This is a genomic window from Pseudomonas sp. B111, assembly GCF_026428275.1.
Classification (GTDB): Bacteria; Pseudomonadota; Gammaproteobacteria; order Pseudomonadales; family Pseudomonadaceae; genus Pseudomonas; species Pseudomonas aeruginosa.
On record NZ_CP097857.1, the window covers coordinates 5,500,548 to 5,527,202 of the forward strand.

25 protein-coding genes are annotated in these 26,655 nt (G+C 67.5%); 16 read left to right on the forward strand and 9 right to left on the reverse strand.

The features are described from left to right. Position 1: 1 nt before the first annotated feature. From tssK to tagH, 3 genes are read right to left on the reverse strand one after another with little or no spacing between them, the layout of a single operon-like run. A complete protein-coding gene (gene tssK / locus M6E97_RS25445) occupies positions 2-1,336 on the reverse strand; it encodes a type VI secretion system baseplate subunit TssK (protein ID WP_003115052.1) in 1,335 nt (444 codons plus the stop codon). 15 nt (positions 1,337-1,351) lie between these two features. Next, positions 1,352-1,816, reverse strand: a complete 465-nt coding sequence (tssJ, locus tag M6E97_RS25450; protein ID WP_003083660.1) for a type VI secretion system lipoprotein TssJ — start codon at positions 1,814-1,816, stop codon at positions 1,352-1,354. A gap of 44 nt (positions 1,817-1,860) precedes the next feature. Then, entirely contained in the window at positions 1,861-3,390 is a 1,530-nt protein-coding gene (gene tagH, locus M6E97_RS25455) for a type VI secretion system-associated FHA domain protein TagH (protein ID WP_034052395.1), read from the reverse strand. Between the two features lie 367 nt (positions 3,391-3,757). On the opposite strand from tagH, the gene tssA reads away from it, so the two are divergent. The 10 genes from tssA (at position 3,758) to vgrG1a (ending at position 16,541) form a co-directional block, all read left to right on the forward strand. Beyond that, on the forward strand, positions 3,758-4,792 hold the full coding sequence (tssA, locus tag M6E97_RS25460) for a type VI secretion system protein TssA (protein WP_003083664.1): 1,035 nt from the start codon (positions 3,758-3,760) through the stop codon (positions 4,790-4,792). 88 nt (positions 4,793-4,880) lie between these two features. Further along, positions 4,881-5,399, forward strand: coding sequence for a type VI secretion system contractile sheath small subunit (gene tssB / locus M6E97_RS25465; protein WP_003083666.1), 519 nt, complete (start codon positions 4,881-4,883; stop codon positions 5,397-5,399). 12 nt (positions 5,400-5,411) lie between these two features. Then, the gene (gene tssC, locus M6E97_RS25470; protein WP_003111626.1) at positions 5,412-6,908 is read left to right on the forward strand and encodes a type VI secretion system contractile sheath large subunit; all 1,497 of its coding nucleotides are present in this window, start codon (positions 5,412-5,414) and stop codon (positions 6,906-6,908) included. Between the two features lie 75 nt (positions 6,909-6,983). Then, a complete protein-coding gene (hcp, locus tag M6E97_RS25475) occupies positions 6,984-7,472 on the forward strand; it encodes a type VI secretion system receptor/chaperone Hcp (RefSeq protein ID WP_003083670.1) in 489 nt (162 codons plus the stop codon). Between the two features lie 167 nt (positions 7,473-7,639). After that, entirely contained in the window at positions 7,640-8,485 is an 846-nt protein-coding gene (gene tagJ / locus M6E97_RS25480) for a type VI secretion system accessory protein TagJ (protein ID WP_003119488.1), read from the forward strand. 1 nt (position 8,486) lies between these two features. Continuing rightward, on the forward strand, positions 8,487-8,996 hold the full coding sequence (tssE, locus tag M6E97_RS25485; protein WP_003111625.1) for a type VI secretion system baseplate subunit TssE: 510 nt from the start codon (positions 8,487-8,489) through the stop codon (positions 8,994-8,996). Continuing rightward, positions 8,993-10,852, forward strand: coding sequence for a type VI secretion system baseplate subunit TssF (gene tssF / locus M6E97_RS25490; protein ID WP_003083676.1), 1,860 nt, complete (start codon positions 8,993-8,995; stop codon positions 10,850-10,852). Before tssE ends, tssF begins: the two co-directional genes overlap by 4 nt. Beyond that, positions 10,816-11,862 carry a type VI secretion system baseplate subunit TssG gene (gene tssG, locus M6E97_RS25495; RefSeq protein ID WP_033938673.1) on the forward strand — a complete coding sequence of 349 codons (1,047 nt, stop codon included), beginning with the start codon at positions 10,816-10,818 and terminating at the stop codon, positions 11,860-11,862. Before tssF ends, tssG begins: the two co-directional genes overlap by 37 nt. After that, on the forward strand, positions 11,855-14,563 hold the full coding sequence (tssH, locus tag M6E97_RS25500; protein ID WP_058187939.1) for a type VI secretion system ATPase TssH: 2,709 nt from the start codon (positions 11,855-11,857) through the stop codon (positions 14,561-14,563). Before tssG ends, tssH begins: the two co-directional genes overlap by 8 nt. A 46-nt stretch (positions 14,564-14,609) precedes the next feature. Then, positions 14,610-16,541 carry a type VI secretion system spike protein VgrG1a gene (vgrG1a, locus tag M6E97_RS25505; protein ID WP_003142374.1) on the forward strand — a complete coding sequence of 644 codons (1,932 nt, stop codon included), beginning with the start codon at positions 14,610-14,612 and terminating at the stop codon, positions 16,539-16,541. 6 nt (positions 16,542-16,547) lie between these two features. Here vgrG1a and M6E97_RS25510 read toward each other — a convergent pair whose 3' ends face one another. The 6 genes from M6E97_RS25510 to eagT6 are packed head-to-tail and all read right to left on the reverse strand — an operon-like array spanning position 16,548 to position 19,662. Then, on the reverse strand, positions 16,548-16,775 hold the full coding sequence (locus M6E97_RS25510; RefSeq protein WP_269326411.1) for a hypothetical protein: 228 nt from the start codon (positions 16,773-16,775) through the stop codon (positions 16,548-16,550). Positions 16,776-16,786: 11 nt separating this feature from the next. Then, positions 16,787-17,050 (reverse strand): hypothetical protein, encoded by a 264-nt coding sequence (locus M6E97_RS25515; protein ID WP_003123786.1) that lies wholly within the window; start codon positions 17,048-17,050, stop codon positions 16,787-16,789. A 46-nt stretch (positions 17,051-17,096) separates the two neighbouring features. Then, complete coding sequence (locus M6E97_RS25520) at positions 17,097-17,642, reverse strand: hypothetical protein (RefSeq protein ID WP_033938671.1); 546 nt, start codon at positions 17,640-17,642, stop codon at positions 17,097-17,099. After that, a complete protein-coding gene (locus tag M6E97_RS25525; RefSeq protein WP_003128272.1) occupies positions 17,639-17,923 on the reverse strand; it encodes an immunity protein Tsi6 family protein in 285 nt (94 codons plus the stop codon). The genes M6E97_RS25520 and M6E97_RS25525 overlap by 4 nt, the downstream gene beginning before the upstream one ends. After that, positions 17,920-19,212 carry an NAD(P)+ glycohydrolase Tse6 gene (tse6, locus tag M6E97_RS25530; RefSeq protein WP_003115074.1) on the reverse strand — a complete coding sequence of 431 codons (1,293 nt, stop codon included), beginning with the start codon at positions 19,210-19,212 and terminating at the stop codon, positions 17,920-17,922. Before tse6 ends, M6E97_RS25525 begins: the two co-directional genes overlap by 4 nt. A gap of 15 nt (positions 19,213-19,227) precedes the next feature. After that, a complete protein-coding gene (gene eagT6 / locus M6E97_RS25535) occupies positions 19,228-19,662 on the reverse strand; it encodes a type VI secretion system effector EagT6 (RefSeq protein WP_003083692.1) in 435 nt (144 codons plus the stop codon). Between the two features lie 253 nt (positions 19,663-19,915). Here eagT6 and vgrG1b point away from each other — a divergent pair, with 253 nt between their 5' ends. The 6 genes from vgrG1b to M6E97_RS25565 are packed head-to-tail and all read left to right on the forward strand — an operon-like array spanning position 19,916 to position 26,654. Continuing rightward, on the forward strand, positions 19,916-22,141 hold the full coding sequence (gene vgrG1b / locus M6E97_RS25540; protein WP_033938670.1) for a type VI secretion system spike protein VgrG1b: 2,226 nt from the start codon (positions 19,916-19,918) through the stop codon (positions 22,139-22,141). 27 nt (positions 22,142-22,168) lie between these two features. After that, on the forward strand, positions 22,169-22,618 hold the full coding sequence (locus tag M6E97_RS25545; protein ID WP_003083695.1) for a DUF6484 domain-containing protein: 450 nt from the start codon (positions 22,169-22,171) through the stop codon (positions 22,616-22,618). Positions 22,619-22,634: 16 nt separating this feature from the next. Next, positions 22,635-23,747 (forward strand): DUF2169 family type VI secretion system accessory protein, encoded by a 1,113-nt coding sequence (locus M6E97_RS25550; RefSeq protein WP_023094295.1) that lies wholly within the window; start codon positions 22,635-22,637, stop codon positions 23,745-23,747. Continuing rightward, positions 23,744-24,781: a 3-oxoacyl-ACP synthase gene (locus M6E97_RS25555; RefSeq protein ID WP_019485458.1), complete on the forward strand. Its 1,038-nt coding sequence runs from the start codon at positions 23,744-23,746 to the stop codon at positions 24,779-24,781. Before M6E97_RS25550 ends, M6E97_RS25555 begins: the two co-directional genes overlap by 4 nt. After that, complete coding sequence (locus tag M6E97_RS25560; protein ID WP_003123791.1) at positions 24,782-25,729, forward strand: DUF4150 domain-containing protein; 948 nt, start codon at positions 24,782-24,784, stop codon at positions 25,727-25,729. 10 nt (positions 25,730-25,739) lie between these two features. Beyond that, on the forward strand, positions 25,740-26,654 hold the full coding sequence (locus M6E97_RS25565; RefSeq protein ID WP_034005128.1) for a WD40/YVTN/BNR-like repeat-containing protein: 915 nt from the start codon (positions 25,740-25,742) through the stop codon (positions 26,652-26,654). Position 26,655: the final 1 nt, after the last annotated feature.

Consider the following 26,655-nt stretch of genomic DNA (forward strand, 5'->3'; position numbering starts at 1 on the left):
CTTATCCTCGAATGGCCCAGAAGGCCAGGTTCAGCCCGGGGAACTGGCCGGCGATGTGGAAGGCGAAGCCGCCGGAGTGCGTCAGCTGCTTCCAATGCGCGCTGCCGCGGTCCAGTTCGAAATAGGTGGAGCCGGCGTGGTAGGGGATCTGCCGCGGCGCCACCGGCATCGGCAGCAGGCCGATACCCGGCAGTTGCAGGTTGACCAGGTCGCGGATGTGCTCCACCGAGCCGACCTTGGCCTGCTGCGGGAAGTGCCCGCGCAGGCTCTCGCCGGGGACGTCGGCGCGCACCACCAGGACGAAGCTGGCGTTGTCGATCAGGCTGCGGTCGCTGAGCATCGCGACGTGCACGCCGTAGGCCTTCTCGACGATCGGGATGGCGATCGCCTTGGCGTCGATCACCGTCGCCAGCGCCTGGCGCAGGGCGAGCATCACCGGGGCGAAGCTGGCGGCCAGGTCGTCGTGGTTGTACACCGGGTACTCCTCGGGACGCCGCTGGCTGGCGGTGAAGGTGCAGAACTCGCCGGCCAGGGCCACCAGTTCGCGGTACAGCTCCTGCGGGTGCAGCGGGCGCACGCGGGACAGGTGACCGGTGAGGGCCTCGGCGCGGTTGACCAGTTGCAGCAGCAGGAAGTCGGCGATTTCCGAGGCGCCCCCGGCGCTGGAGGCCACCACCCGCCCGGCGAGGGCTTCGCCGCGCTGGTGGAGCAGGCCCAGCAGCTCCTTGGCGAAGGACGCCAGGGGCGGCGCGGCGGCAATGTCGAGTACCGGCGGCAGGTAGTCCTCGTCCAGGCTCAGGGCCTGGTCCGCGCGCTTCTCGCGGACCCGCGCGACGCCCACCGCGGCGTATTCGCCGAGGCCGTCGCGCTCGGTCAGCAGGCGGAACGCCTGGCTGCCCAGGGCCACCGGGGCGCGGCTCTCGAAGGCGGCATTGTCGTCGCGCACTTCCTGCACCTGGCTGACGTAGCGGGCGCCGCCGAGGGCCTCGCCCTCCTCTACCGTGTCGCGGGTGCCGACGCGCTTCAGCGGCAGGCCGAGGTAGACGATGCCATCGCGCAGGCTTTCCTCGACATTCAGCGGCGCCGGCGCCGGATCGTCGGCGGGGATGTTGAACGGCGTGCCATCCGGCAGCACGCCGCGGGCGCTGACGATGGCCAGCTTGCCCTGGGTCAGCAGGGCATCGTCCAGCTTCAGCTCGGAAAAGCCCCAGCCGCCCGCCAGGAGCGAGCGGCAGCGGCCATCCACCAGGGTTTCCAGGTAGCGGTCGTGCTGCTGGAAATGCTGTGGCCGCAGGAACATGCCTTCGGACCACACCACGCGGTTATTCCAGGACATAGGGACTCCGAAGGTTCAGGGCGCGGGACGCGCGACGATGCCGATGGCCTGCGCGCCGAGCGTGATGTCGAGATGGCTGGTGCGTTGCCCCGGCACGTCGAGGACCTGGCGCCAGGTGGCGCGGTCGAGGTCGCGGTAGGCGGCGACGAAGCCGAGCTGGCGGGTCTGCTCGTCGAGCGTGCGTTCGATGCGCCGTTCCTCGCCCGGACGCAGGAGGAACTCGTCCTGCTCCACCAGGTCGCCGCCGAGGGTCGACTGGGCGTTGTCGGTGAGGGCGAAGTAGTCGGCGCGGCCGAACGCGGTGTCTTTCTTCAGCTCGTACAGCCGCAGGCGCAGCGGCGCCGCCTGGCCGGCGGCGGACGGGTTGAGGTTCGGTGCGGCGTGGAGCCAGATCACCACCCGGGTCGGCGGGGTTTCCGGCGGGCTGGACGAACAGGCGGCGAGCAGCAGCCCGAACAGCGCGACGATCAGTTTCTGCATGGTGTCGTCCTCATTGACGTTGTTTCTCCTGGTGTTCGTTGGCGTCAGGAACGCCGTAGTCGAGCGCTGTGTTCCTCGTAGGCGCGGCTGAATTCGCGGCCGAAAAGCTCCTGGAAGTCGTCCTCCGCCTCGCGCAGGATCTTCGCGTACAGCTCGGTGAAACTGTCCCAGTTCTGTGCCTGGCGGGCTCCCGGCAGCAGGCCGGAAAGCCCGGCCGGCTTGCCGAAGCGGGCTTCCAGCGCGGCCGGTTCGAAGCGCGCCAGCAGGTGGCGGATGGCGGCCTGCACGCCGGCCATCACCGCCAGCTGGTGCGCCTTGAGGTCTTCGAAGCTGTCGGCCACCGCGCGATCCGGCGCCATGAACGCCTGGTTGTCGCGGCGCAGCAGGAGCAGCATGGCTTCGTCGACGTTCGGCGCGAACTTCAGCGGGTTGTTCTGCACCGGCTGGATCATGGTCTGCGCCATGCGGAACTCGCCCTTCAGGCTGGCCCGCGCGCGCAGCACGTCCACCAGTCCTTCCACCAGGCCGCGATAGCTGCGGCCGATGGCTTCCATCTGCGCTTCGGCGCCGGCCGGGTCGACCTTCAACTGGGTCATGCCGGCGCCGCGCAGGAACGCCTGCAGCAGGTCGCCGCCGGCCGTCGCGGCGGCGCTTGCCGGGGGCGTCGGCGCCGCCACGCTGGCTGGCTGTGGCTGTGGCTGTGGCTGTGGCTGTGGCTGTGGCTGTGGCTGTGGCTGTGGCTGTGGCTGTGGCTGTGGCTGTGGCTGTGGCTGTGGCTGTGGCTGTTGGGTGATCCCCGGGTCGGCGAAGGGCATCGCCAGCGGCGTCGGTTCGGCCGCTGGCTGCGGCTGGACGACGGGCGTGGCGCTTGGCGCGGGCGTGTTGCCGAGCAGTTCGGCGAACGGGTCCCAGTCGGCCGGAATCAGCGGTGCGCCGCCAGCGGGCGGTGGCGCCGGGGTGGTCGCGGGGGGCAGCGGGATCACCGGTTCCGGCGGGCGGAAGTCGTGCTGTTCGGCCGGTACATGGTCCGGACGCGGCGCCGCGCCGGGCGGCGGCGGGGTGAGGAAGTCGAACAGGTCGGGCTTGGTGTCCAGCGGCGAGCCGCCCTGGAAATGCGCCGTCACCGCGGGGTGCGGGGTGGGCGCCGGTTCGGCGAAGGCAGGCGCCGATCCGGCGGCCTGCCGGCTCATCAGTGCGTCGAAGCTGGTGAACGGATCGGTCTGCGGATTGCCGCTGCCGGGCAGGGCGATGTCGTGGCCGAGCTGGACGAGGATGTCGTATTCGCCGAGGCGGACGGTCTCGCCGTCCTGCAGCGGCTCGCTGTTGCCGCGGCGCAGGCGGTGCCCGGCATTGACCAGCAGCACGCCGTTGGTGCTGGTGTCGGTGAGGTAGTACACCCCGTCGCGGTTGAGGATGGTGCAGTGGCGGCTGGAGACCAGGCGCTCCGGGTCCGGCAGGACCCAGTCGTTGTCCGGGCCCCGACCGATGGTCAGCTGTCCCTGGTCCAGTACCTTTTCCGAACACTGACCGGGGGTCAGCTTGTGGTAGCTGGTGATGGTCAATCGCAGCGGCATTGCTACTCCTTGCATTGCCAGCGCCCGGCTCTTCCAGGCGCTCACCCCCGTGCCCGAGGGATTTCGGTTCGCATCCAGGCTGGCCCGACGGCTTTCCGGCGTTTCGTCGCCTCGGGAAGACACATCGGGTGGTACCGGATTATAAAAGACTAATCCTACGTCTTTTAAAGATTTGTCCGATCTGCGGTGTCATGCAACTAGTGGCGTTGTGCCTTCCTTGACAAGCCTTGCGGCATGCCACAAGAATTTTGCCAACCTTTCGAGTCATCCGATATTCATCAATGGCTCCTACAAGATCCGACGGAGTGGATCTTACAAGCGAAGGTGAGGGCCGCGCAGCGGCTTCGATGATAGGGAGATCGTCACCGTGCTGGATGTACCCGTTTTGCTGGCTGCCGTATCCCCGGACTCGCCCTGTGGCGACGATCTGGAGTACGACGCCGCGTTCCTCGAACTCGAACGCATCGCCCAGGGCCAACCCGAGCGCCAGATGGGCGATGCCGTGCTGCCCGCCGAGCCGCCGGAGTGGCCGCGCGTACGCGCGCTGGCCAGCGAACTGTTCGGCCGTAGCAAGGACCTGCGGGTAGCCAACCTGCTGCTGCAGAGCAACGTCGCCCTCGACGGCCTGGACGGGCTCGCCGAAGGCCTGCTGCTGGTCCGCGAGCTGCTCGGCCAGTACTGGGACGGCGTCTATCCGTTGCTCGACGCCGATGACGACAACGACCCCACCTTCCGTATCAACGCCCTCACCGGCCTGGTCGCCGAACCGCTGCTGCAACTGGTCTGGGCGATCCCGCTGGTGCGCTCGCGGGCGTTCGGCCCGGTCAACCTGCGCGCCGCGCTGAACGCCGCCGGGCTGCAACGCTTCGCCAGCGAGACCCTGAGTCCCGAGCAGATCGCCGGCGCCTTCGCCGATGCCGACGCCGATGCGCTGGCCGCCACCCGGCGCGCCCTGGATGGCGCCCAGGAACATGCCCTGGCCATCGAGAGCGGCGTCGCCGAACGGGTCGGCTCGGCCCAGGGACTCGACCTCGGTCCCCTTCGTCAACTGCTGCGCCAGGCCCTCCAGGTGTTCGACCTGTACGGCCCGCAGGGCGCCGGCGAGTCCTTGGCGCCGGGTGCCGAGGCGGTCGCCGACGAGCAGGTGGGTGCCGCGCCTGTCGCAGCCGTCGCCGCGCCGGCACCGCGAGCCAGCGGCGAGATCGCCAACCGCGAAGACGTCCTGCGCCAGCTCGATCGCCTGCTCGAGTATTACGTTCGCCACGAGCCGTCGAGTCCGGTGCCGGTGCTGCTCAAGCGCGCCAAGACACTGGTGACGGCCGACTTCGCCGAAATCGTGAGGAATCTCATCCCTGATGGGATTTCCCAGTTCGAAACCCTGCGAGGCCCGGAAAGCGAGTAACGCCTAGCGGCCGTCCGGGCCAACGCTGCAAGCCGCCGGGGCGATTCCGACGGCGCTAACAACCGCCGTCGCGCGAGGGAGAAACAAGATGGGAAGCACTACCAGCAGTCAGAAGTTCATCGCCAGGAACCGGGCGCCACGCGTGCAGATCGAGTACGACGTGGAGCTGTACGGTGCCGAGAAGAAGGTCCAGCTGCCCTTCGTCATGGGCGTCATGGCCGACCTCGCCGGCAAGCCCGCCGAACCCCAGGCGGCGGTCGCCGACCGCAAGTTCCTGGAGATCGACGTGGACAACTTCGATGCCCGGCTGAAGGCGATGAAGCCGCGGGTGGCCTTCAACGTACCGAACGTGCTGACCGGCGAAGGCAACCTGAGCCTGGACATCACCTTCGAGAGCATGGACGACTTCAGCCCCGCCGCGGTGGCGCGCAAGGTCGATTCGCTGAACAAGCTGCTTGAGGCGCGTACCCAGCTGGCCAACCTGCTGACCTACATGGATGGCAAGACCGGCGCCGAGGAAATGATCATGAAGGCGATCAAGGACCCGGCCCTGCTTCAGGCCCTGGCCAGCGCGCCGAAGCCCAAAGACGACGAGCCGCAGGCGTAAGAGGATTCCAGCATGGCCGAATTGAGCACCGAGAACCTGGCCCAGGGCCAGACCACCACCGAGCAGACCAGCGAGTTCGCCAGCCTGCTGCTGCAGGAGTTCAAGCCCAAGACCGAGCGCGCCCGCGAAGCGGTGGAGACCGCCGTGCGGACCCTCGCCGAGCATGCCCTGGAGCAGACCAGCCTGATCTCCAACGACGCGATCAAGTCGATCGAGTCGATCATCGCGGCGCTTGACGCCAAGCTCACCGCGCAGGTCAACCTGATCATGCACCACGCCGACTTCCAGCAACTGGAAAGCGCCTGGCGCGGCCTGCACTACCTGGTCAACAACACCGAGACCGACGAGCAACTGAAGATCCGTGTGCTGAACATCTCCAAGCCGGAGCTGCACAAGACCCTGAAGAAATTCAAGGGCACCACCTGGGACCAGAGCCCGATCTTCAAGAAGCTCTACGAAGAGGAATACGGCCAGTTCGGCGGCGAGCCCTATGGCTGCCTGGTCGGCGACTACTACTTCGACCAGTCGCCGCCGGACGTCGAGCTGCTCGGCGAGATGGCGAAGATCTCCGCCGCCATGCATGCGCCGTTCATCTCCGCCGCCTCGCCGACGGTGATGGGCATGGGTTCCTGGCAGGAACTGTCCAACCCGCGCGACCTGACCAAGATCTTCACCACCCCGGAATACGCCGGTTGGCGTTCGCTGCGCGAGTCCGAGGACTCCCGCTACATCGGCCTGACCATGCCGCGCTTCCTGGCGCGCCTGCCCTACGGGGCGAAGACCGATCCGGTGGAAGAGTTCGCCTTCGAGGAAGAAACCGACGGCGCCGACAGCAGCAAGTACGCCTGGGCCAACTCGGCCTACGCGATGGCGGTCAACATCAACCGCTCCTTCAAGCTCTACGGCTGGTGCTCGCGGATCCGTGGCGTCGAGTCCGGCGGCGAGGTGCAGGGCCTGCCGGCGCACACCTTCCCCACCGACGACGGCGGCGTGGACATGAAGTGCCCGACCGAGATCGCCATTTCCGACCGCCGCGAGGCGGAGCTGGCGAAGAACGGCTTCATGCCGCTGCTGCACAAGAAGAACACCGACTTCGCCGCCTTCATCGGCGCGCAGTCGCTGCAGAAACCCGCCGAGTACGACGATCCGGACGCCACCGCCAACGCCAACCTGGCGGCGCGCCTGCCCTACCTGTTCGCCACCTGCCGCTTCGCCCATTACCTGAAGTGCATCGTTCGCGACAAGATCGGTTCCTTCAAGGAGAAGGACGAGATGCAGCGCTGGCTGCAGGACTGGATCCTCAACTATGTCGACGGCGACCCGGCCCACTCCACCGAGACCACCAAGGCCCAGCACCCGCTGGCGGCGGCCGAAGTGGTGGTGGAGGAAGTCGAAGGCAACCCGGGTTACTACAACTCGAAGTTCTTCCTTCGCCCGCACTACCAGCTCGAGGGACTGACGGTATCGCTACGCCTGGTATCCAAGCTGCCTTCGGCCAAAGAGGCCTGAGGCATTCAACGACAGCGCCTGCCATGGTGGCGGGCGCTTGCATAGCGTAGTGGCGCGAGCCACACGGGAGGAAAGATGGCTGTTGATATGTTCATCAAGATCGGCGACGTCAAGGGTGAGTCCAAGGACAAGACTCACGCCGAGGAAATCGACGTGCTGGCATGGAGCTGGGGCATGTCCCAGTCCGGGTCGATGCACATGGGCGGTGGCGGCGGCGCCGGCAAGGTCAACGTGCAGGACCTGTCGTTCACCAAGTACATCGACAAGTCCACGCCCAACCTGATGATGGCCTGCTCCAGCGGCAAGCACTATCCGCAGGCGAAGCTGACCATCCGCAAGGCCGGCGGCGAGAACCAGGTCGAGTACCTGATCATCACCCTGAAGGAAGTCCTGGTGTCCTCGGTGAGCACCGGCGGCAGCGGTGGCGAGGATCGCCTGACCGAGAACGTGACCCTGAACTTCGCCCAGGTCCAGGTCGACTACCAGCCGCAGAAGGCGGATGGTGCGAAGGACGGCGGTCCGGTCAAGTACGGCTGGAACATCCGCCAGAACGTGCAGGCCTGATGAGCCGGCTGCCGGTCATGGCGTGGCCAGGCCATGCCGTGGCCGGTGCGAGCGCCCGCCATGCCGGGTGCGGAAGGCGCGCGCGGCGCGCCGCGGACCTCGTCCGCCCGACCTCCTGCCGGAGGTACTGAATTCCACCGGGTCGTCCGTCGCGTCCGCCGGGCGCCATGGCCGACCCTTCATTCGCATCCGGGCGCCTGGGCTCCCGGCTACAGGGAAGTATCGCGATGATCGCCGAAGAACTGTTGCGCGCCGGGCGCCTGGACGATGCCTTGAAAGCCTTGCAGGAACAGGTGCGCAGCCAGCCGTCGAACGCTACCCTGCGGATCTTCCTGTTCCAGCTGCTGGCCGTGATGGGCCAGTGGGCGCGGGCGCAGAACCAGCTCAAGGTGGTCGGCGAACTGGATGCCTCGGCGCTGCCGATGGTACAGACCTACTCCACCGCCATCGACTGCGAGGCGCTGCGCCGCGAGGTGTTCGCCGGGCGCCTGACGCCGGTGATCCTCGGCCAGCCGGCGGAATGGATCGCGCCGCTGTTGCAGGCCCTGAGCCTGGACGCCGAAGGCCATGGCGAGGCCGCCCAGGCCCTGCGCGAGCAGGCCTTCGACGCCGCGCCGGCGGTGCCCGGGCGGATCGGCGAAGCGCCGTTCGCCTGGCTGGCAGATGCCGACACGCGCCTCGGCCCGGTGCTCGAGGTAATCGTCAACGGTCGCTATGCCTGGTTGCCGATGAGCAACCTGCGCAGCCTCAAGGTCGAGGCGCCGAGCGACCTGCGCGACCTGGTCTGGCTGCCGGCCGAACTGACCCTGGCCAACGGTGGCGCCACCGTCGCGCTGCTGCCGGCGCGCTACGCGGAAACCGTCGAGCACGGCGACGACGCCGCGCGCCTGGGGCGCAAGACCGAATGGCTGGATAGCGGCCTGCCGGTCGGCCAGCGGCTGTTCGTCACCGATGCCGGCGAGACCGCGCTGTTCGACCTGCGTGAGCTGGACTTCGAGCCGACGGACGCCTGACATGGCCGAACTGACCCTCCAGGAGCGCCTGCAGCCGTCGCTGCTCGACCGCCTCACCGACGACGAGCCGGGCAACCTCAAGGAAGCCGCGGAGCGCCGGGTGCTGACCCTGAGCCAGCTGAAGGCCTCGGTGCTGCGCGACCTGGCGTGGCTGTTCAACACCACTTCGCTGTTCGACCACGGCCCCGCCGCACGGATGCCGGCCGGCAACTCGGTGCTCAACTACGGGCTGCCGGCGCTGGCCGGGCACACCGCGTCGAGCGTCGACGTGCATGCCATCGAGGCGCTGCTCACCGAGACCATCGCCACCTTCGAGCCGCGCATCATCCGTTCTTCGCTGCGGGTGCGCGCGCAACTGCTGCCCGGCGAGATGGACCACAACGCCCTGAGCTTCGAGATCGAGGGTGATCTCTGGGCCGAACCGGCGCCGCTGCGCCTGCTGCTGACCACCAACCTGGACCTGGAGACCGGCCACGTGCGCGTCGCCCAGGGCGAGCGGAGGCGTACATGAACCCGCGCCTGCTCGAGTACTACAACCAGGAATTGCAACACATCCGCGAAAGCGCCGCGGAGTTCGCCGAGGAGTTCCCGAAGATCGCCGGGCGCCTGTCGCTGTCCGGCTTCGAGTGCGCCGACCCCTACGTCGAGCGCCTGCTGGAAGGTTTCGCCTATCTCACCGCGCGGGTCCAGCTGAAGCTCGACGCGGAGTACCCGACCTTCACCCACAACCTGCTGGAAATCGCCTACCCGCACTACCTGGCGCCGACTCCGTCGATGACCGTGGTGCAGCTGCGCCCGGACCCCAACGAAGGCGCCCTGAGCAGCGGCTTCAGCGTCGAGCGCGGGGCCTCCCTGCGCGGCCAGCTCGGCCCCGACGACCAGACCGCCTGCGAATACCGCACCGCCCACCCGGTGACCCTGTGGCCGCTGGAAGTGGCCCAGGCCGACTACTTCGGCAATCCCGCCGCGGTGCTCGGCCGCCTCGCCGCCAGCGAGCCGCGGGCCAAGGCCGGCCTGCGCATCCGCCTGCGCAGCGGTGCCGGCATCCCGTTCGACAGCCTGTCGCTGGACGCCCTGCCGCTCTACCTGCACGGTGCCGACGAACAACCCTACCGCCTCTACGAACAATTGCTCGGCAACGCCTGCGCGGTGTTCGTCCGCGCCCCGGACAACGCCTGGGTCGAACGCCTGCCGACGAGCAGCCTGCGCGCGCGCGGCTTCGACGACGAGGACGCGCTGCTGCCGGTGGTGCCGCGGGCGTTCCAGGGCTACCGCCTGCTGCAGGAATACTTCGCCCTGCCGGCGCGCTTCCTGTTCGTCGAGTTCTCCGGCCTGAACCGCGCCCTGCGTCGATGCCACGGCGAGGAGCTGGAACTGGTCGTGCTGTTCGGCAAGCACGACCAGCGCCTGGAGGGCACGGTGGACGCGGAGCAACTGGTGCCGTTCTGCACCCCGGCGATCAACCTGTTCCCGCGCCGCTGCGACCGCATCCACCTGTCCGACCGGGTCAATGAGCATCATGTGATCGTCGACCGCACCCGTCCGCTGGATTTCGAGGTGCATTCGCTGCAACAGGTGAGCGGCCACGGCAGCGGTCCGGAGCAACCCTTCCAACCGTTCTACGCGGTGCGCGACCCGGCGCGCTACGGCCGCGAGCAGGCCTACTTCAGCGTGCGCCGCGAACCGCGCGTGCTGTCCAGCAAGCAGCGGCGCAAGGGCCCGCGCTCGACCTACGTCGGCAGCGAGACCTTCGTCGCCCTGGTCGACGCCAACCAGGCGCCCTATCGCCACGACCTGCGCCAGCTCGGCATCGCCGCGCTGTGCACCAACCGCGACCTGCCGCTGTTCATGCCGATCGGCGCGCACAAGAGCGACTTCACCCTGGAGGACAGCGCCCCGGTCATGCAGGTGCGCTGCCTCGCCGGACCGAGCCGGCCGCGCGCCAGCCGTGCCCACGATGCCAGCGCCTGGCGGCTGATCAGCCAGCTGTCGCTGAACTACCTGTCGCTGGCCGAGCGCGGCCAGGGCGCCGCCGCCCTGCGCGAGCTGCTGCGGCTCTACGGCGACAGCGGCGATCCGGCGCTGCAACTGCAGATCGAGGGCCTGCGCGAGGTCAGCAGCAAGCCTTGCACGCGGCGCCTGCCGATGCCCGGGCCGATCGTCTTCGGCCGTGGCCTGGAGATCACCCTGGACTTCGACGAGAACGCGTTCCGCGGCACCGGGGTGTTCCTTCTCGGCGCTGTGTTCGAGCGCTTCCTGGCACGCTACGTGTCGATCAACAGCTTTACCGAGACGGTGCTGCGCACCGGCGAACGGGGCGAGGTGATGAGATGGCAGGCGAAGCCGGGCAGCCGTCCGAACCTCTGAACCTGCTCGCCGGGATGGCGGCGGCGCCCTGGGACTATGACTTCTTCCAGGCGCTGCGGCGCATCGAGTGCGAGTCGCCGCAACTGCCGCGCCTCGGTCATTCGGTGCGGCTGGCGGACGACCCGCTGCGTCTCGGGCAGAAGCCCGACTGCACCTTCGCGCCCTCGACCCTGGCCTCGGTGAGCCAGGCCGGCACCGCCGCGACGCCGCGCCTGGACCAGTTCTTCTTCGGCCTCACCGGCCCCAACGGGCCGCTGCCGCTGCACCTCACCGAATACGCCCGGGAACGCCAGCGCAACGTCAACGACGCGACCTTCAAGCGCTTCATGGACGTCTTCCACCACCGCCTGCTGACCCTGTTCTACCGGGCCTGGGCCGAGGCGCGGCCGGAGATCAGCCACGACCGGATCGACGACGACTACTGGTCGGCGCGCCTCGCCGCGCTCTCCGGGCGCGGCATGCCGAGCCTGCGGGGGCGCGAGCCGCTGGCGGATACCGCACGCTACTACTACACCGGCCACCTCGCCGCGCAGACCCGCTACCCGGACGGCCTGCGGGTGATCCTCGCGGAGTATTTCGAGGTCCCGGTGGCGGTCGAGGAATACGTCGGCCAATGGCTGGAGCTGCCCGAGCGCAGCCGCCTCGGCGTCGACTCGACGAGCCTGGGCATGGACGTCTGCCTGGGCACCCACGTCTGGGACCGCCAGCACAAGTTCCGCCTGCGCCTGGGGCCGCTGGACCTCGATCAATACCAGCGCTTCCTGCCCGACGGCGACCACTTCGTCGAGCTGGCCGCCTGGGTCGCCGAATACCTGGGCGAGGAGCTGGACTGGGACGTCAACCTGGTCTTGCAACGCCACGAAGTACCCCCGCTCGGCCTGCAGGGCGGCGGGCGGCTCGGTTTCAACACCTGGCTGGGCGATCCCGGCCAGGACGCCAGGGATCTACTGCTGGCCCGCCAGTACGCCACTGCGCGGCCGCACGAGCACAAGGAGAAGGAACATGAGTGAGATCAGTCGCGTTGCGCTGTTCGGCAAGCTGAACAGCCTGGCCTACAAGGCCATCGAGGCCGCCACGGTATTCTGCAAGCTGCGCGGCAATCCCTATGTCGAGCTGGTGCACTGGTTCCACCAGATCCTCCAGTTGCCGGACTCGGACCTGCACCAGATCGTCCGCCAGTCCGGGATCGACCCGGCGCGCCTGGCCAAGGACCTGACCGAGGCCCTCGACCGCCTGCCGCGCGGCTCGACCTCGATCACCGACCTGTCCTCCCATGTCGAGGAAGCGGTGGAGCGCGGCTGGGTCTACGGCAGCCTGATGTTCGGCGAGAGCCAGGTGCGCACCGGCTACCTGGTGATCGGCCTCCTCAAGACGCCGAGCCTGCGCCATGCCCTCACCGGGCTGTCGGCGGAATTCGCCAAGCTCAAGGTCGAGGCGCTCACCGAGCGCTTCGACGAGTACGTCGGCGCCTCGCCGGAGAACGGCCTGTCGGCCAGCGACGGCTTCAACGCCGGCGCCGCCCCGGGCGAGGCCAGCGGCGCCCTGGCGCCGAGCGCGATGGGCAAGCAGGAGGCGCTCAAGCGCTTTACCGTGGACCTCACCGAGCAGGCCCGCAGCGGCAAGCTCGACCCCATCGTCGGGCGTGACGAGGAGATCCGCCAGTTGGTGGACATCCTCATGCGCCGCCGGCAGAACAACCCGATCCTCACCGGCGAGGCCGGCGTCGGCAAGACCGCGGTGGTGGAAGGCTTCGCCCTGCGCATCGTCGCCGGCGACGTCCCGCCGGCGCTGAAGGACGTCGAACTGCGCGCCCTCGACGTCGGCCTGCTGCAGGCCGGGGCGAGCATGAAGGGCGAGTTCGAGCAGCGCCTGCGCCAGGTGATCGAAGACGTGCAGAGTTCCGAGAAGCCGATCATCCTGTTCATCGACGAAGCCCACACCCTGGTCGGCGCCGGCGGCGCGGCCGGCACCGGCGACGCCGCCAACCTGCTCAAGCCGGCCCTGGCGCGCGGCACCCTGCGCACCGTGGCGGCGACCACCTGGGCCGAGTACAAGAAGCACATCGAGAAGGACCCGGCGCTGACCCGGCGTTTCCAGGTGGTGCAGGTGGACGAGCCGTCCGAGCACAAGGCCATCCTGATGATGCGCGGCGTCGCGTCGACCATGGAGAAGCACCACCAGGTGCAGATCCTCGACGAGGCGCTGGAGGCGGCGGTCCGGCTGTCGCACCGCTACATCCCGGCGCGCCAACTGCCGGACAAGTCGGTGAGCCTGCTGGATACCGCCTGCGCGCGCACCGCCATCAGCCTGCACGCGGTGCCGGCCGAGGTCGACGATAGCCGCCGGCGCATCGAGGCGCTGGAAACCGAGCTGGCGATCATCCGCCGCGAGAGCGCCATCGGCGTCGCCACCGCCGAACGCCAGCGCAACGCCGAGACCCTGCTGGCCGAGGAGCGCGAGCGCCTGGCCGCCCTGGAGCAGCGCTGGGCCGAGGAAAAACGCCTGGTCGACGAACTGCTGGAGACCCGCGCCCGTCTGCGTGCCGCCGCCGAAGCGGTGGACGCCGGCGGCGCGCCGCTGGGCGAAGGCGAGGCGCGTCTCGACGAGGAACAGCGCCAGGCGCTGCATGCGCGGCTGGCCGAACTGCAGGCGCAACTGAGCGCGTTGCAGGGCGAAGAGCCGCTGATCCTGCCGACCGTGGACTACCAGGCGGTGGCCTCGGTGGTCGCCGACTGGACCGGCATCCCGGTCGGCCGCATGGCGCGCAACGAGATCGACACCGTGCTCAACCTCGACCGGCACCTGAAGAAGCGCATCATCGGCCAGGACCACGCGCTGGAGATGATCGCCAAGCGCATCCAGACTTCCCGCGCCGGCCTCGACAACCCGAGCAAGCCGATCGGCGTGTTCATGCTCGCCGGCACCTCCGGGGTGGGCAAGACCGAGACCGCGCTGGCGCTGGCCAAGGCCATGTACGGCGGCGAGCAGAACGTCATCACCATCAACATGAGCGAGTTCCAGGAAGCCCACACCGTCTCCACCCTCAAGGGCGCCCCGCCCGGCTACATCGGCTACGGCGAGGGTGGCGTGCTGACCGAGGCGGTGCGTCGCAAGCCCTACAGCGTGGTGCTGCTGGATGAAGTGGAGAAGGCCCACCCGGATGTCCACGAGATCTTCTTCCAGGTCTTCGACAAGGGCGTGATGGAGGACGGCGAAGGCCGGGTGATCGACTTCAAGAACACCCTGATCCTGCTCACCACCAACGCCGGCACCGAGATGATCGCCAGCCTCTGCGCCGATCCGGAACTGATGCCCGAGCCGGAAGCCATCGCCAAGTCGCTGCGCGAACCGCTGCTGAAGATCTTCCCGCCGGCGCTGCTCGGCCGCCTGGTGACCATCCCCTACTACCCGCTCAGCGACGACATGCTCAAGGCCATCTCGCGCCTGCAACTGGGGCGGATCAAGAAGCGCGTGGAGGCGACCCACAAGGTGCCGTTCGAGTTCGACGAGGGCGTCGTCGACCTGATCGTCTCGCGCTGCACCGAGACCGAGAGCGGCGGCCGGATGATCGACGCGATCCTCACCAACACGCTGTTGCCGGACATGAGCCGCGAGTTCCTCACCCGCATGCTCGAAGGCAAGCCGTTGGCCGGGGTACGTATCAGTAGCCGCGACAACCAGTTCCACTACGACTTCGCCGAGGCCGAGTGACAACCGGCGACACGCAGAGCAGTAGAAGGAACCGTCGATGGGATTGATGCAACTGACCCGCCTGGTCCAGGTGGATTGCCCGCTGGGGCCGGACGTGCTGCTGTTGCAGCGCATGGAGGGACGCGAGGAACTGGGACGGCTGTTCGCCTACGAGCTGCACCTGGTATCGGAAAATCCCAACCTGCCGCTGGAGCAGTTGCTCGGCAAGCCGATGAGCCTGTCGCTGGAGCTGCCCGGCGGCAGCCGGCGCTTCTTTCACGGTATCGTCGCGCGCTGTAGCCAGGTGGCCGGGCACGGCCAGTTCGCCGGCTACCAGGCCACCCTGCGGCCCTGGCCGTGGCTGCTGACGCGCACCTCGGACTGCCGCATCTTCCAGAACCAGAGCGTGCCGGAGATCATCAAGCAGGTGTTCCGCGACCTCGGCTTTTCCGATTTCGAGGATGCCCTCACGCGCCCCTACCGCGAGTGGGAATACTGCGTGCAGTACCGCGAGACCAGCTTCGACTTCATCAGCCGGCTGATGGAACAGGAGGGCATCTACTACTGGTTCCGCCATGAGCAGAAGCGCCACATCCTGGTGCTCTCCGACGCCTACGGCGCGCATCGCAGCCCGGGTGGCTACGCCAGCGTGCCGTACTACCCGCCGACCCTCGGCCATCGCGAGCGCGACCACTTCTTCGACTGGCAGATGGCACGCGAGGTCCAGCCCGGTTCGCTGACCCTCAACGACTACGACTTCCAGCGCCCCGGCGCGCGCCTGGAGGTGCGTTCGAACATCGCCCGGCCGCACGCGGCGGCCGACTACCCGCTGTACGACTATCCCGGCGAATACGTGCAGAGCCAGGACGGCGAGCAGTACGCGCGCAACCGCATCGAGGCGATCCAGGCGCAGCACGAGCGCGTGCGTCTGCGCGGCGTGGTGCGTGGGATCGGTGCCGGGCACCTGTTCCGCCTGAGCGGCTATCCGCGCGATGACCAGAACCGCGAGTACCTGGTGGTCGGCGCCGAATACCGGGTGGTCCAGGAACTCTACGAAACCGGCAGCGGCGGCGCCGGCTCGCAGTTCGAGAGCGAGCTGGACTGCATCGACGCCAGCCAGTCGTTCCGCCTCCTGCCGCAGACCCCGGTGCCGGTGGTGCGCGGTCCGCAGACCGCGGTGGTGGTCGGTCCCAAGGGCGAGGAGATCTGGACCGACCAGTACGGCCGGGTCAAGGTGCATTTCCACTGGGATCGCCACGACCAGTCGAACGAGAACAGCTCCTGCTGGATTCGCGTGTCCCAGGCCTGGGCCGGGAAGAACTGGGGTTCGATGCAGATCCCGCGGATCGGCCAGGAAGTGATCGTCAGCTTCCTCGAAGGCGACCCGGACCGGCCGATCATCACCGGGCGGGTCTACAACGCCGAGCAGACGGTGCCCTACGAGCTGCCGGCGAACGCCACCCAGAGCGGGATGAAGAGCCGTTCGAGCAAGGGCGGCACGCCGGCCAACTTCAACGAGATCCGCATGGAGGACAAGAAGGGCGCCGAGCAGTTATACATCCACGCCGAGCGCAACCAGGATAACCTGGTCGAGAACGATGCCTCGCTGTCGGTCGGCCACGACCGCAACAAGAGCATCGGCCACGACGAGCTGGCGCGCATCGGCAACAACCGCACCCGCGCGGTGAAGCTCAACGACACCCTGTTGGTGGGCGGGGCGAAGAGCGACAGCGTCACCGGCACCTACCTGATCGAGGCCGGCGCGCAGATCCGCCTGGTCTGCGGCAAGAGCGTGGTGGAGTTCAACGCCGACGGCACCATCAATATCTCCGGCAGCGCCTTCAACCTCTACGCCAGCGGCAACGGCAACATCGACACCGGCGGCCGCCTCGACCTCAATTCCGGCGGTGCCAGCGAGGTCGACGCCAAGGGCAAGGGCGTGCAGGGCACCATCGACGGCCAGGTACAGGCGATGTTTCCGCCGCCGGCGAAGGGCTGAGGCTGCTTAGCGGAAGGGAAAGCCGCGTTCATATTCCTCGCGGCTGATCTCCCGGCCGAAGCGCAACGCGTCGTTGAACAGCCGGTTGTGATACGCCACCGGCTCCGGGCATTCCGCTGTGCCGTAGAAGCGCACGTAGATCAGCGCGGTGCGGTGGTCCCAGCGGTAGGTGACCGCCTCGAAATCGTAGTCGAGGTAGATGTCCCGACTGGCGAAGGCTTCGCCCTTGTGCATGCCCATCGCCGCTACAGCGCGCTGCCGCGGTCGTTGCCGGGTGCGACCAGCAGCAGATGGTCCATTTGCCGGCGTCGGCAGCGTTCGACGAACTCCAGCGCCGAACCCATGTCGCGGAGGTAGCGGGCGAAGTCGTCGGCATCGATCCGGTAGTACTCCTCGTAGTCCACCAGGCGGTTGCCCACCGGGAAGGACAGGTAGTGCTGGCCGGAGTCGGTCTCGATACCGATGCTGAAGACGTGCTCGCGGCTGACCAGGTAGGTTTGCAGATTCATCGGTTGCTTCTCGCTGGTTCGTTCGGCTGGCGTCAGCGTCCGTGCCTCACGGGGTGTCGGGAACGAAATCCGGCCCGTCGAGTTTGTCGCGTACCGTCGTGGATGTGCGCAAGAACGGACCCCACAGGCCGTTGCTGCTGTTCCAGGTAGCGCCCGCCCAGCGGGTGTCGCGGATCAGTTCGTCCTTGTTCGCCTCGAGCTGCCGCTTCAGCGCGACCGCGACGGCGCCGAGGTCGACCTCGAACAGATTACCGTAGGGGCCCTGCGGATTCGCGCGTTTCTTCGACAGGCAGAAGCGGTAGTACCAGATCCAGTTCTGGGCGACGTAGATCGCCCGGTTGCGATCGGGATAGGTGGCGAGGATCTTCAGCAGGGCGTCGGCGAAGCGGCGGGGAAGGTAGGGAAAACGACCGCTTTGCCAGCATGGCAACAAGCAGCGCTCGATGGCCCGGCACACGTCCTGCGGTTCCTCTTCGCCGCTATGGCTTTCGATGAAATAGGGCTGCTCGCCGACGAGGAACGCGACCAGATCGTCATTGGTGAGTGCCCGTGCCAGGAGGTTTTCGCAGACCTCAGCGGGCGTATCGCTCACGGCAGATCGACCTTCAGGCCGCGGCCAGTGCGTATGCCGACGTAGTAGGCGTCCTTGAGGGCCCTGGAGAGTTCCGGGTCGGTTTCGTCGAATTCCTTCACGGCGATGCTGCCGAGGGTCAACTGGTGCAGTGCGGAACGATCCAGGCTGCGGTCGAGCAGGACGGACCTGATGTACTGCAACTGCTTTTCCGCGGACAGCAGGACCTCGTATCCCGGATAGCGGGCCAGCCGGTCGGCGACCAGCGCCAGAGCGCGGTCGATGTATTCGATGGGTGTCATGATCCCTCCCGGGGAAGCAGACCGAAGGAGCCTTTCTCGTTGGAGAACAGTTGTTGCGCGCCGCCTTTGGCGGGATAGGACTGTCCCTTTACCGACCAGAAGTCATCGGTCGGCGCAGCGGTGCTGCGCAGAACCTCGACCTTCTGGGTCGTCCTGTAGGAGTTGAGGACCTTGGGTTCGATGGTGTTCGCCGCCCGGTTGGTGCCCATGGGGTTGATTCCCAGCTCCGTGGGCTGCACGCGCGGGCTGAGTGTATACCAGTTGCCCTGCGGCGCTCCGGGGGACTGGTACTGCCACAGGTTCTTGCCGGGCGCGAGGGTTTCCACGCGGACCGGATGGTTGAAGTCCAGGCCGTTCATGTACGACTCGGCATCGGCAGGATCGATGTCCTTCGACTTGAAGAACTTGGCGGCGGTTTCACGATTCCCGCGGTAGTTGATGTCGTGGTCGAGGTTGCCGGAACGACCGAACTTGTTGTTCAGGTAGGCGCGTCGTTGCGCGGTTTCGGAGGTCACCGCTGCCGGACGACGACCGGCGAGTTTCGGCCCGAAGCCCAGCAATGCCATCCCCGCCACGCCCTGGAACAGGTCGCGGTAGCCGGGACCGAGGCGGTCGCCGAGGTCGCCGAGCAGGGCCATGCCGCCCATCATCAGGCCGCCGATGGCGACCACTCCAACCAGCGCCGCGACCCCGGCCATCGCCGCCAGCAGCAGGCCGCCGGCAAGGGCCGCCAGGCCCAGCGCCTCGAGGCCGGTGTGCAGCCATTCCTCCAGATCGAGGACGAAGGCCACCCGCTCGGTGGGGCCGCCGATGAAGGTGTTCTGGCTGCCGGTCTTGATGTGCGCGCCGCAGACCATCTTGCTCTGCAGGCGCGCCGCCGGCTTGCCGTTGATGTACACGGTGGCGCTGCCTTCGGCGATCAGCACCGGGAACGGCCACAGCGGATGGTTCAGCGGCAGGCCGCTGCAGGTGGCGGAGACGTCGTCGCCGGCGCGCATCGCGTTGCGACTGTTCACGTAGACGTTGAAGCTGCCGCGTATGAGCACCCCGGTGGTCGGCTCGGGTAGCTCGAAGATGGTGGTCAGGCCCTTGACGATCTGGAACATCGACAGCCCGCCGGCGGCGATCGAACCGGCCAGGATCACCGCGGCCAGGCCGCCGGTGGCGGCGGTGGCGGCGACCACGGCGGCGCCGATCAGGGCTCCGGCCACGGCTCCGGCGACCATCGCGGCGACACCGAAACCGTGGGCTATCTCATCGCCCAGTCGGGCGGCGGCTTGCGCATCCATGCGTCGGTACTCGGATCAGCTAGGGGTCGGGCGCGGGACCAGGGTCTGCATCGCCTGCTTCCAGGCCGGCTCGTGGTGCGGCAGGTCAGCCGGGGTGGTGGTCAGGGTGGTGATCAGCACCGCCGGGCGGCGCTCGATGAATACCTGGCGCAGCATCAGGTCGCGGCCCTCGCGCTGCCACTGGTAGTCGAGGAGCACGGCGGCGTGGCCGTGGATGTTGATGTCCCAGCGCTTGTGCAGCTTGAAGCCGGGCAATTGCTTCTCGGCGTTTTCCAGTTGGCGGGCGACATAGTCGGCGAACGGCGCGTCGCCCTGGCTGGCGTCGCGGCTGATGACGAAACTGGCTTCGCGGGCGGGGCCGCTGGCGGGGAGCTTGAAGATGTTGATGCTCTGGTCCTGCCAGGCATCGGGAATCTCGAGATCGGCTTCGTGGAGGCGATAGAGCGTCACTGTGTTAACCCCTTCCCTAGGATTCTGAGTGAGTCATTGCTGGACAAAAGCTTTACGGAATGTTGCTCGCGAATCAAGGCTTTCCTGGCCCGAAGCGGCCTTTCGTGATGGCCTTCTGCCTGTTCACCGTCGGTCGGGGCGCTCGTCGGAATCTGTGTCACGCATCTCCCCTTTCCACCGCATCCGCGCCTATGCTGCTTGGGTGGCGCCGCTCCAACGGCGCCAGTGATGGACGTGGATCAAGGATGATTTCATGGCACTTGCGCAACAGACCCGCCTGGTCCGGGTCGACAGTCCGCTCGGCGCGGAGGTCCTGCAATTGCAGCGAATGGAGGGTCGCGAAGAGCTCGGCCGGCCGTTCGCCTACGAGCTGGAACTGATCTCGGAAAACCCCGACCTGCCACTCGACGGGCTGCTGGGCAAGCCGGCCAGCCTGGCGCTGGAACTGCACGACGGCAGCCGGCGGCATTTCCACGGCATCGTCGCCGCTTGCAGCCAGGGATCCGGCAACGGCCAGTTCGCCAGCTACCAGGTCACCCTGCGCCCCTGGCTGTGGCTGCTGACGCGCACCTCCGACTGCCGCATCTTCCAGAACCAGAAGGTCCCGGACATCATCAAGCAGGTGTTCCGCGACCTCGGCTTCTCCGACTTCGAGGACGCCCTGAGCCGCTCCTACCGCGAGTGGGAATACTGTGTGCAATACCGCGAGACCAGTTTCGACTTCGTCAGCCGGCTGATGGAGCAGGAAGGCATCTACTACTGGTTCCGCCACGAGCGGAATCGGCACATCCTGGTTCTATCCGACGCCTATGGCGCGCACCAGAGCCCGCCGAACTACGCCAGCGTGCCCTACTACCCGCCGACCCTGGAACAGCGCGAGCGCGACCATTTCTACGACTGGCACATGGCGCGCGAGGTGCAGTCCGGCTCACTGAGCCTCAACGACTACGACTTCCAGCGCCCCGGCGCGCGCCTGGAGGTGCGCTCCAATATCGCCCGTTCGCATGCGGCGGCCGACTACCCGCTGTACGACTACCCTGGCGAATACGTACAGAGCCAGGACGGCGAGCAGTACGCGCGGACCCGTATCGAAGCCTTGCAGGCGCGCTACGAACGGGTGCGCCTGCGCGGCCGCGCCCGCGGCCTGGGTTCGGGCCACCTGTTCAAGCTCAGCGGCTACCCGCGCGAGGACCAGAACCGCGAGTACCTGGTGGTCGGCGCCGAGTACCGGGTGGTCCAGGAACTCTACGAGACCGGCGGCGGCGGGGTGGGCGCGCAGTTCGAAAGCGAGCTGGACTGCATCGATGCCGGCCAGGCCTACCGCCCCTTGCCGACCACTCCGCTGCCGATCGTCCGTGGCCCGCAGACTGCGGTGGTGGTCGGGCCCAAGGGCGAGGAGATCTGGACCGACCAGTATGGCCGGGTCAAGGTGCATTTCCACTGGGACCGCCACGACCAGTCCAACGAGAACAGCTCCTGCTGGATGCGCGTCTCGCAGGCCTGGGCGGGGAAGAACTGGGGCTCGATCCAGATCCCGCGGATCGGCCAGGAAGTGATCGTCAGCTTCCTCGAAGGCGACCCGGACCGGCCGATCATCACCGGGCGGGTCTACAACGCCGAGCAGACGGTGCCCTACGAGCTGCCGGCGAACGCTACCCAGAGCGGCACCAAGAGCCGTTCGAGCAAGGGCGGCACGCCGGCCAACTTCAACGAGATCCGCATGGAGGACAAGAAGGGCGCCGAGCAGTTGTTCATCCATGCCGAGAAGAACCAGGACATCGAGGTCGAGAACGACGAGAGCCACTGGGTCGGCCACGACCGGACCAAGACCATCGACCACGACGAGACGGTGCATGTGAAGCACGATCGCACCGAGACCGTGGACAACAACGAGACCATAACCATCGGCGTCGACCGCACCGAGAAGGTCGGCAACAACGAGAAGATCAGTATCGGCGCGAACCGCACCGAGGACGTCGGCAGCAACGAGACCATCAGCATCGGCGTCGACCGCACCGAGAAGGTCGGCAGCAACGAGAAGATCAGCATCGGTGCCAATCGCACCGAGGACGTCGGCAACGACGAGACCATCAGCATCGGCGCGAACCGTAGCGAGTCGGTGGGCAACAACGAGACGATCAGCATCGGCGCCGACCGCAGCGAGTCGGTGGGCGCCAACGAGACCATCGACATAGGCGGCAACCAGAGCACCAGCATCGGCAAGAACGAGTCGCGCAGCGTCGGCCAGGGCCGCGATACCTCGGTGGGCAAGGACGATAGCCTGGACGTGGGCAAGAGCTTCACGCTCAACGCCGGCGACTCGATCACCCTGGTCACCGGTGCCGCCAGCATCCGCATGAAGAAGGACGGCAGCATCGTCATCAGCGGCAAGAACATCACCATCGACGGATCCGGGGCGATCAACGTCAAGGCCGACAAGAACGTGGTGGTGAAGGGACGCAAGATCCTCCAGAACTGAAGCGGCGCAGAGCCAGGGAGTCAGCGCATGAGTGTCGAGATCCATCTACCTGGGGCCACGACGGCCCTTCCCGCGCGCCTGGACGGCGTGGTCATCGGCGTCCTCCTCGACGTGCCGGACGCCGCCGCTCCGGTGGTCGCCTATCCCGGTTGCCCGAGCGAGCACGGCCTGGCGGCGGCCACCACCACCCAGCTCAGTCGCGCCGATATCGGCGCCCAGGTGGCTTTGCTGTTCGTCGCCGGCGACCCGCGCCAGCCACTGGTGATCGGGCGTATCCAGCGCCTGCCGCAGGAAGCGTCCGCCCGGCTGGACGGCGAACGCCTGGAGTTCAGCGCCGAACGCGAGATCGTCCTGCGCTGCGGCAAGGCCAGCATCACCCTGACCCGCGCCGGCAAGGTGATCATCCGTGGCGCCTATCTTTCCAGCCGCTCCACCGGGGTCAACCGGATCAAGGGCGGTTCGGTGCAGATCAACTGAGCGCGGCGGGCCCGACATGGAACTGTTGAACGCCACCCCGCTGGCCGCCGCCTACAACCAGGGGCTCGACGCCGAAGGCCGGGAGTCGCTGGTGGTGATCGCCAAGGGCAGTTTCGACCTGCCGCTGGACGGTCGCGAGGCGCGCCTGCTGGACGAGCAGCAGGCGCTGCTGATGGTCGATGAATTCTATGGCGAGCCGGGGCTTTCCGCGCCGCGCCGGGAGTGCGAGTTCGTTCCCTTCAAGCCGTTCTGCGATGTGCTGGTGCTGGGCAGCGCCCAGGCGCCCGGCGGGCGGCCGGTACAGCAGTTGACCGCGGGCATCCGCGTCGGCCGGGTGAGCAAGGCGCTGACGGTGCATGGGCCGCGCCAGTGGGAACCGGGATTGCTCGGTGCCGGCGCGGGCGTCGCGCAGCCGTTCCAGCGCCAGGACATTTCCTACGCCAGTGCCTTCGGCGGCAGCCATGCCTCGCCGGACAACCCCGGTTTCATGGATTGCTACATGGCCAATCCGGCCGGATGTGGCTGGTTTCCGCGCAGCGCCGACACCGCCGAGATCGTCGGCACGCCGATGCCGGCCACGGAAAAGCTCGGCGAGCCGGTGGACAGCCCCCACGGCCGCTTCACGCCGATGGCGCTCGGCCCGCTCGGCCGCCACTGGCAGGCCCGGGTCGGCTTCGCCGGCCGCTACGACGACGCCTGGTTGGCCGAGCGCTTCCCGTTCCTGCCCGCCGACTTCGACGAGCGCTACTTCCAGTCCGCGCCGGCCGACCAGTGGACCGACCATCTGCGCGGCGGCGAGGAGGTCCTGCTGCTCAACCTCACCGGCGAGGAGCGCGCGGCCTTCCGCGTGCCGCGCAGGGAGGTCCCGGTGACCTTCTTCCTGAAAAAGGGTGGCCACGAAACCGCGCAGGCACGGATCGATACCCTGCTGGTGGACTGCGACGCCCGTCGCGTGGAAGTCACCTGGCGCATTCGCCGGCCGTTGAAGCGCAACCTGTTCGAGATCGCCCAGGTGCTGGTCGGCAGCAAGTCCGCCGCCTGGTGGCGCGCCCGCGAGCTGGGCAAGGACTACTACCCCTCGCTTGCCGCGTTGGCACGCAGCCGCCAGGCCGAGGAGGACGAGGCATGAGCCAGGCCCTGAGCATCGTCGCCTCCGGCATGGTCAGCGCGGTCGGCCTCAGCGCGCCGGCCAGCTGCGCGGCGATCCGCTGCGCCCTGGACAACTTCCAGGAAACCCGTTTCATCGACCAGGGCGGCGAATGGTTGGTCGGCGCTCCGGTGATGCTGCCCGAGCCGTCCTCCGGCTACGCGCAATTGGTGGGGATGGCTGCCATGGCCATCGCCGAATGTGTGGCCGGATTGCCCGCCGAGGACATTCGCGAAATGCCGTTGCTGCTTGGCGTTGCCGAAGTCGACCGGCCCGGACGACTGGCGGGGTTGGAGCAGCCTTTGCTACAGGCCATCGAAGAGCGCCTGGGTTACCGCTTCCATGAACGTTCCTGCGTCATCCCGCGCGGTCGGGTGAGCGCCGCGGTGGCGCTCCTCAACGCGCGAAAGCTCATGGAACAGGGGTGTTCGAAGGTGCTGATCGCCGGAGTCGATTCCTACCTGACCGCGGCGACGCTGGCGGCCTACCAGGAACGCGACCGGCTGCTGGGCAGCCACTGCCAGGATGGCTTCATCCCCGGCGAAGGCGCGGCGGCGGTACTGGTGACGGCCGCGTGCGCCAGCGAGGAACCGCAATTGCTGTGCCTGGGGCTGGGGTTCGGGGTGGAGAAGGCTACCGTCGAAAGCGAGGGCCTGCCGCTGCGGGCGGACGGCCTCACCCAGGCGGTGAAAGCGGCGTTCGCGGACTGCGGGTTCGGTTACGAACTTGTCGACTATCGCCTGGCAGACCTCCCCGGCGAGCAGTATTACTTCAAGGAGGCCGCGCTGGCCTTGAGTCGAACCCTGCGGGTGCGCAAGGAGCGCGTCGAACTCTGGAGCCCTGCGGATTGCATCGGCGAGTGCGGAGCGATGACAGGCCCCGCGCTGCTGTGCATCGCCCTTGCCGCCTCACGCAAGGGGTATGCACACGGCCCGCAGGTACTCTGTCATTCGGGTAACGATGCTGGCGAACGGGCCGCGGTGGTGCTTGGCTACCAGCGAGTGAGGGCGAACTAGATGGCCAACGAGGTCTATGCCAACGGCCGCGAGCTCTCCTGCAAGTCGGCCTCGGGGAAATCGATAGCGTCGTTCCCCGACGTCTGCTTCACGCCGCCTCAGGCACCACCGACGCCGTTGGGCGTGCCGGTCCCCTACCCTAATACCGGCATGTCGAAGGACACCACCCGAGGTAGCCGGACCGTAAGGATCACCCGCAAGGAAGTGATGCTCAAAAACAAGAGCCACTTCAAGAAGAGCTACGGCGACGAGGCTGGGCGTGCGCCGAAGAAAGGCATCATCACCAGTACCAATACCGGCAAGGTCTATTTCACTTCATGGTCGATGGACGTGAAGATCGAAGGCCTGAACGTCGTCCGCCATCTCGACCTGACCACCCACAACCACAACCCCTCTCCCGGCAATACCGCGACCTGGCCGCACACCTCGAAGATGAAGGCGGCCTTCAAGCCGGGCGGCAAGTGTGCCGGCATGGAGCACCTGCGCCTGCAGCCCTACAGCAAGGCGTGCCCTAGCACGGCGGGCGGGGGCGCACAGACCGGCCACCACCTGATTCCTGGTCGCTGTATGCGCGGCAAGGCCGGCTACAGCCACTCCAAGGCCCCGGTGATCTGTGTGTCGCGCGGCAACCAGCACCAGGGCTCGCACAAGCGTTGTCACGCGAAGTTCGATCCGGTCGAACTGGACCACTTCGACAAAGGCAAGCCGTTCAAGTACGAAACCGCGCGCAACACCGCGGCTGCTTCGGCAGGGGGAGCGTTGAGCCCGCCGCGCGAGCTGACGAAAAAAGAAAAGGAGTGCGTCGCCTTCCAGCTCGACCAGTACTACAAGGCCAAGCCCAAGAAGGGGCCGGGCTGCACCACCGCCACGAACCTCCGCGCCTCGGGCGCGGCGGGAAAAGTCATACCACCCGCGCGTTCCGCGCCGGCACCTGCGGGACGTCCATAGGAACTGAACCATGGCAAAGAGCGAGACCGCCCTCTATTTCACCAACGTCATTGCGATCGGGCCTCGAGAGGCGCTGCTCGCCGGGCACCTCTACCTGGAGGGCGCGGAACCCAGCGTGACCCGGGTGATGATGATCGACCAGGACGACTGGTTCCACGTCTACGATATCCCCGAAGTCGTCTACAGCGCCCTGCAGAGGAGTCCGCGGCGCGGGCAGCAGAAAGGTGACTACTGCTTCCTGGGACGCGCCGGCCTGTTGCGTGAACACCCGTCCGGGCAGTCCAGCACGGATGCCACGCTGGACATCGACAACGTCTACCTGATGGATCTCTGCGAGGTGGACGGTGAGCTCTATGCCTGCGGCACCCAGAACCAGGTGCTGCGGCAGAACAAGGGCGTTTGGCAGCGTATCGACCAGGGGCTTTATGTCCCCCTGGGGGACGAGGTTACCGCTTGCCTGAACGGTATAGACGGGTTTTCGCGCGACGATGTGTATGCCGTCGGCGATGCCGGCGCCATCTGGCATTGGGACGGCAAGGGCTGGCAGGCATCGGCGGCGCCCACCAACCTGCCGCTCTACTGCGTGCACTGCGCCGCCGATGGCACTGTCTACATAGGCGGTTCCGGCGGCATCCTGCTACGCGGCAGCGCACAGGTCGGCTGGACCGATATCGGCGACCGCGACCTGTGCTCGGAGGTACTGGAGAATATGGTGGAGTTCGCCGGCAAGCTCTATGTGACCGCGACCGACCAGTTGCTCGAGTACGACGGTACGCGCCTGAGTGAGACCAAGGTGCCAGTGCAGGGTAAGAAGGCTTACTACGCCATCGATGCCAAACCCGAGGTGATGTGGGTGGTGGGCGATGAATGCGTGCTCAGCTACGACGGCGGCACCTGGCAGCGTCATGTCTGCCCGGAGAACTGAT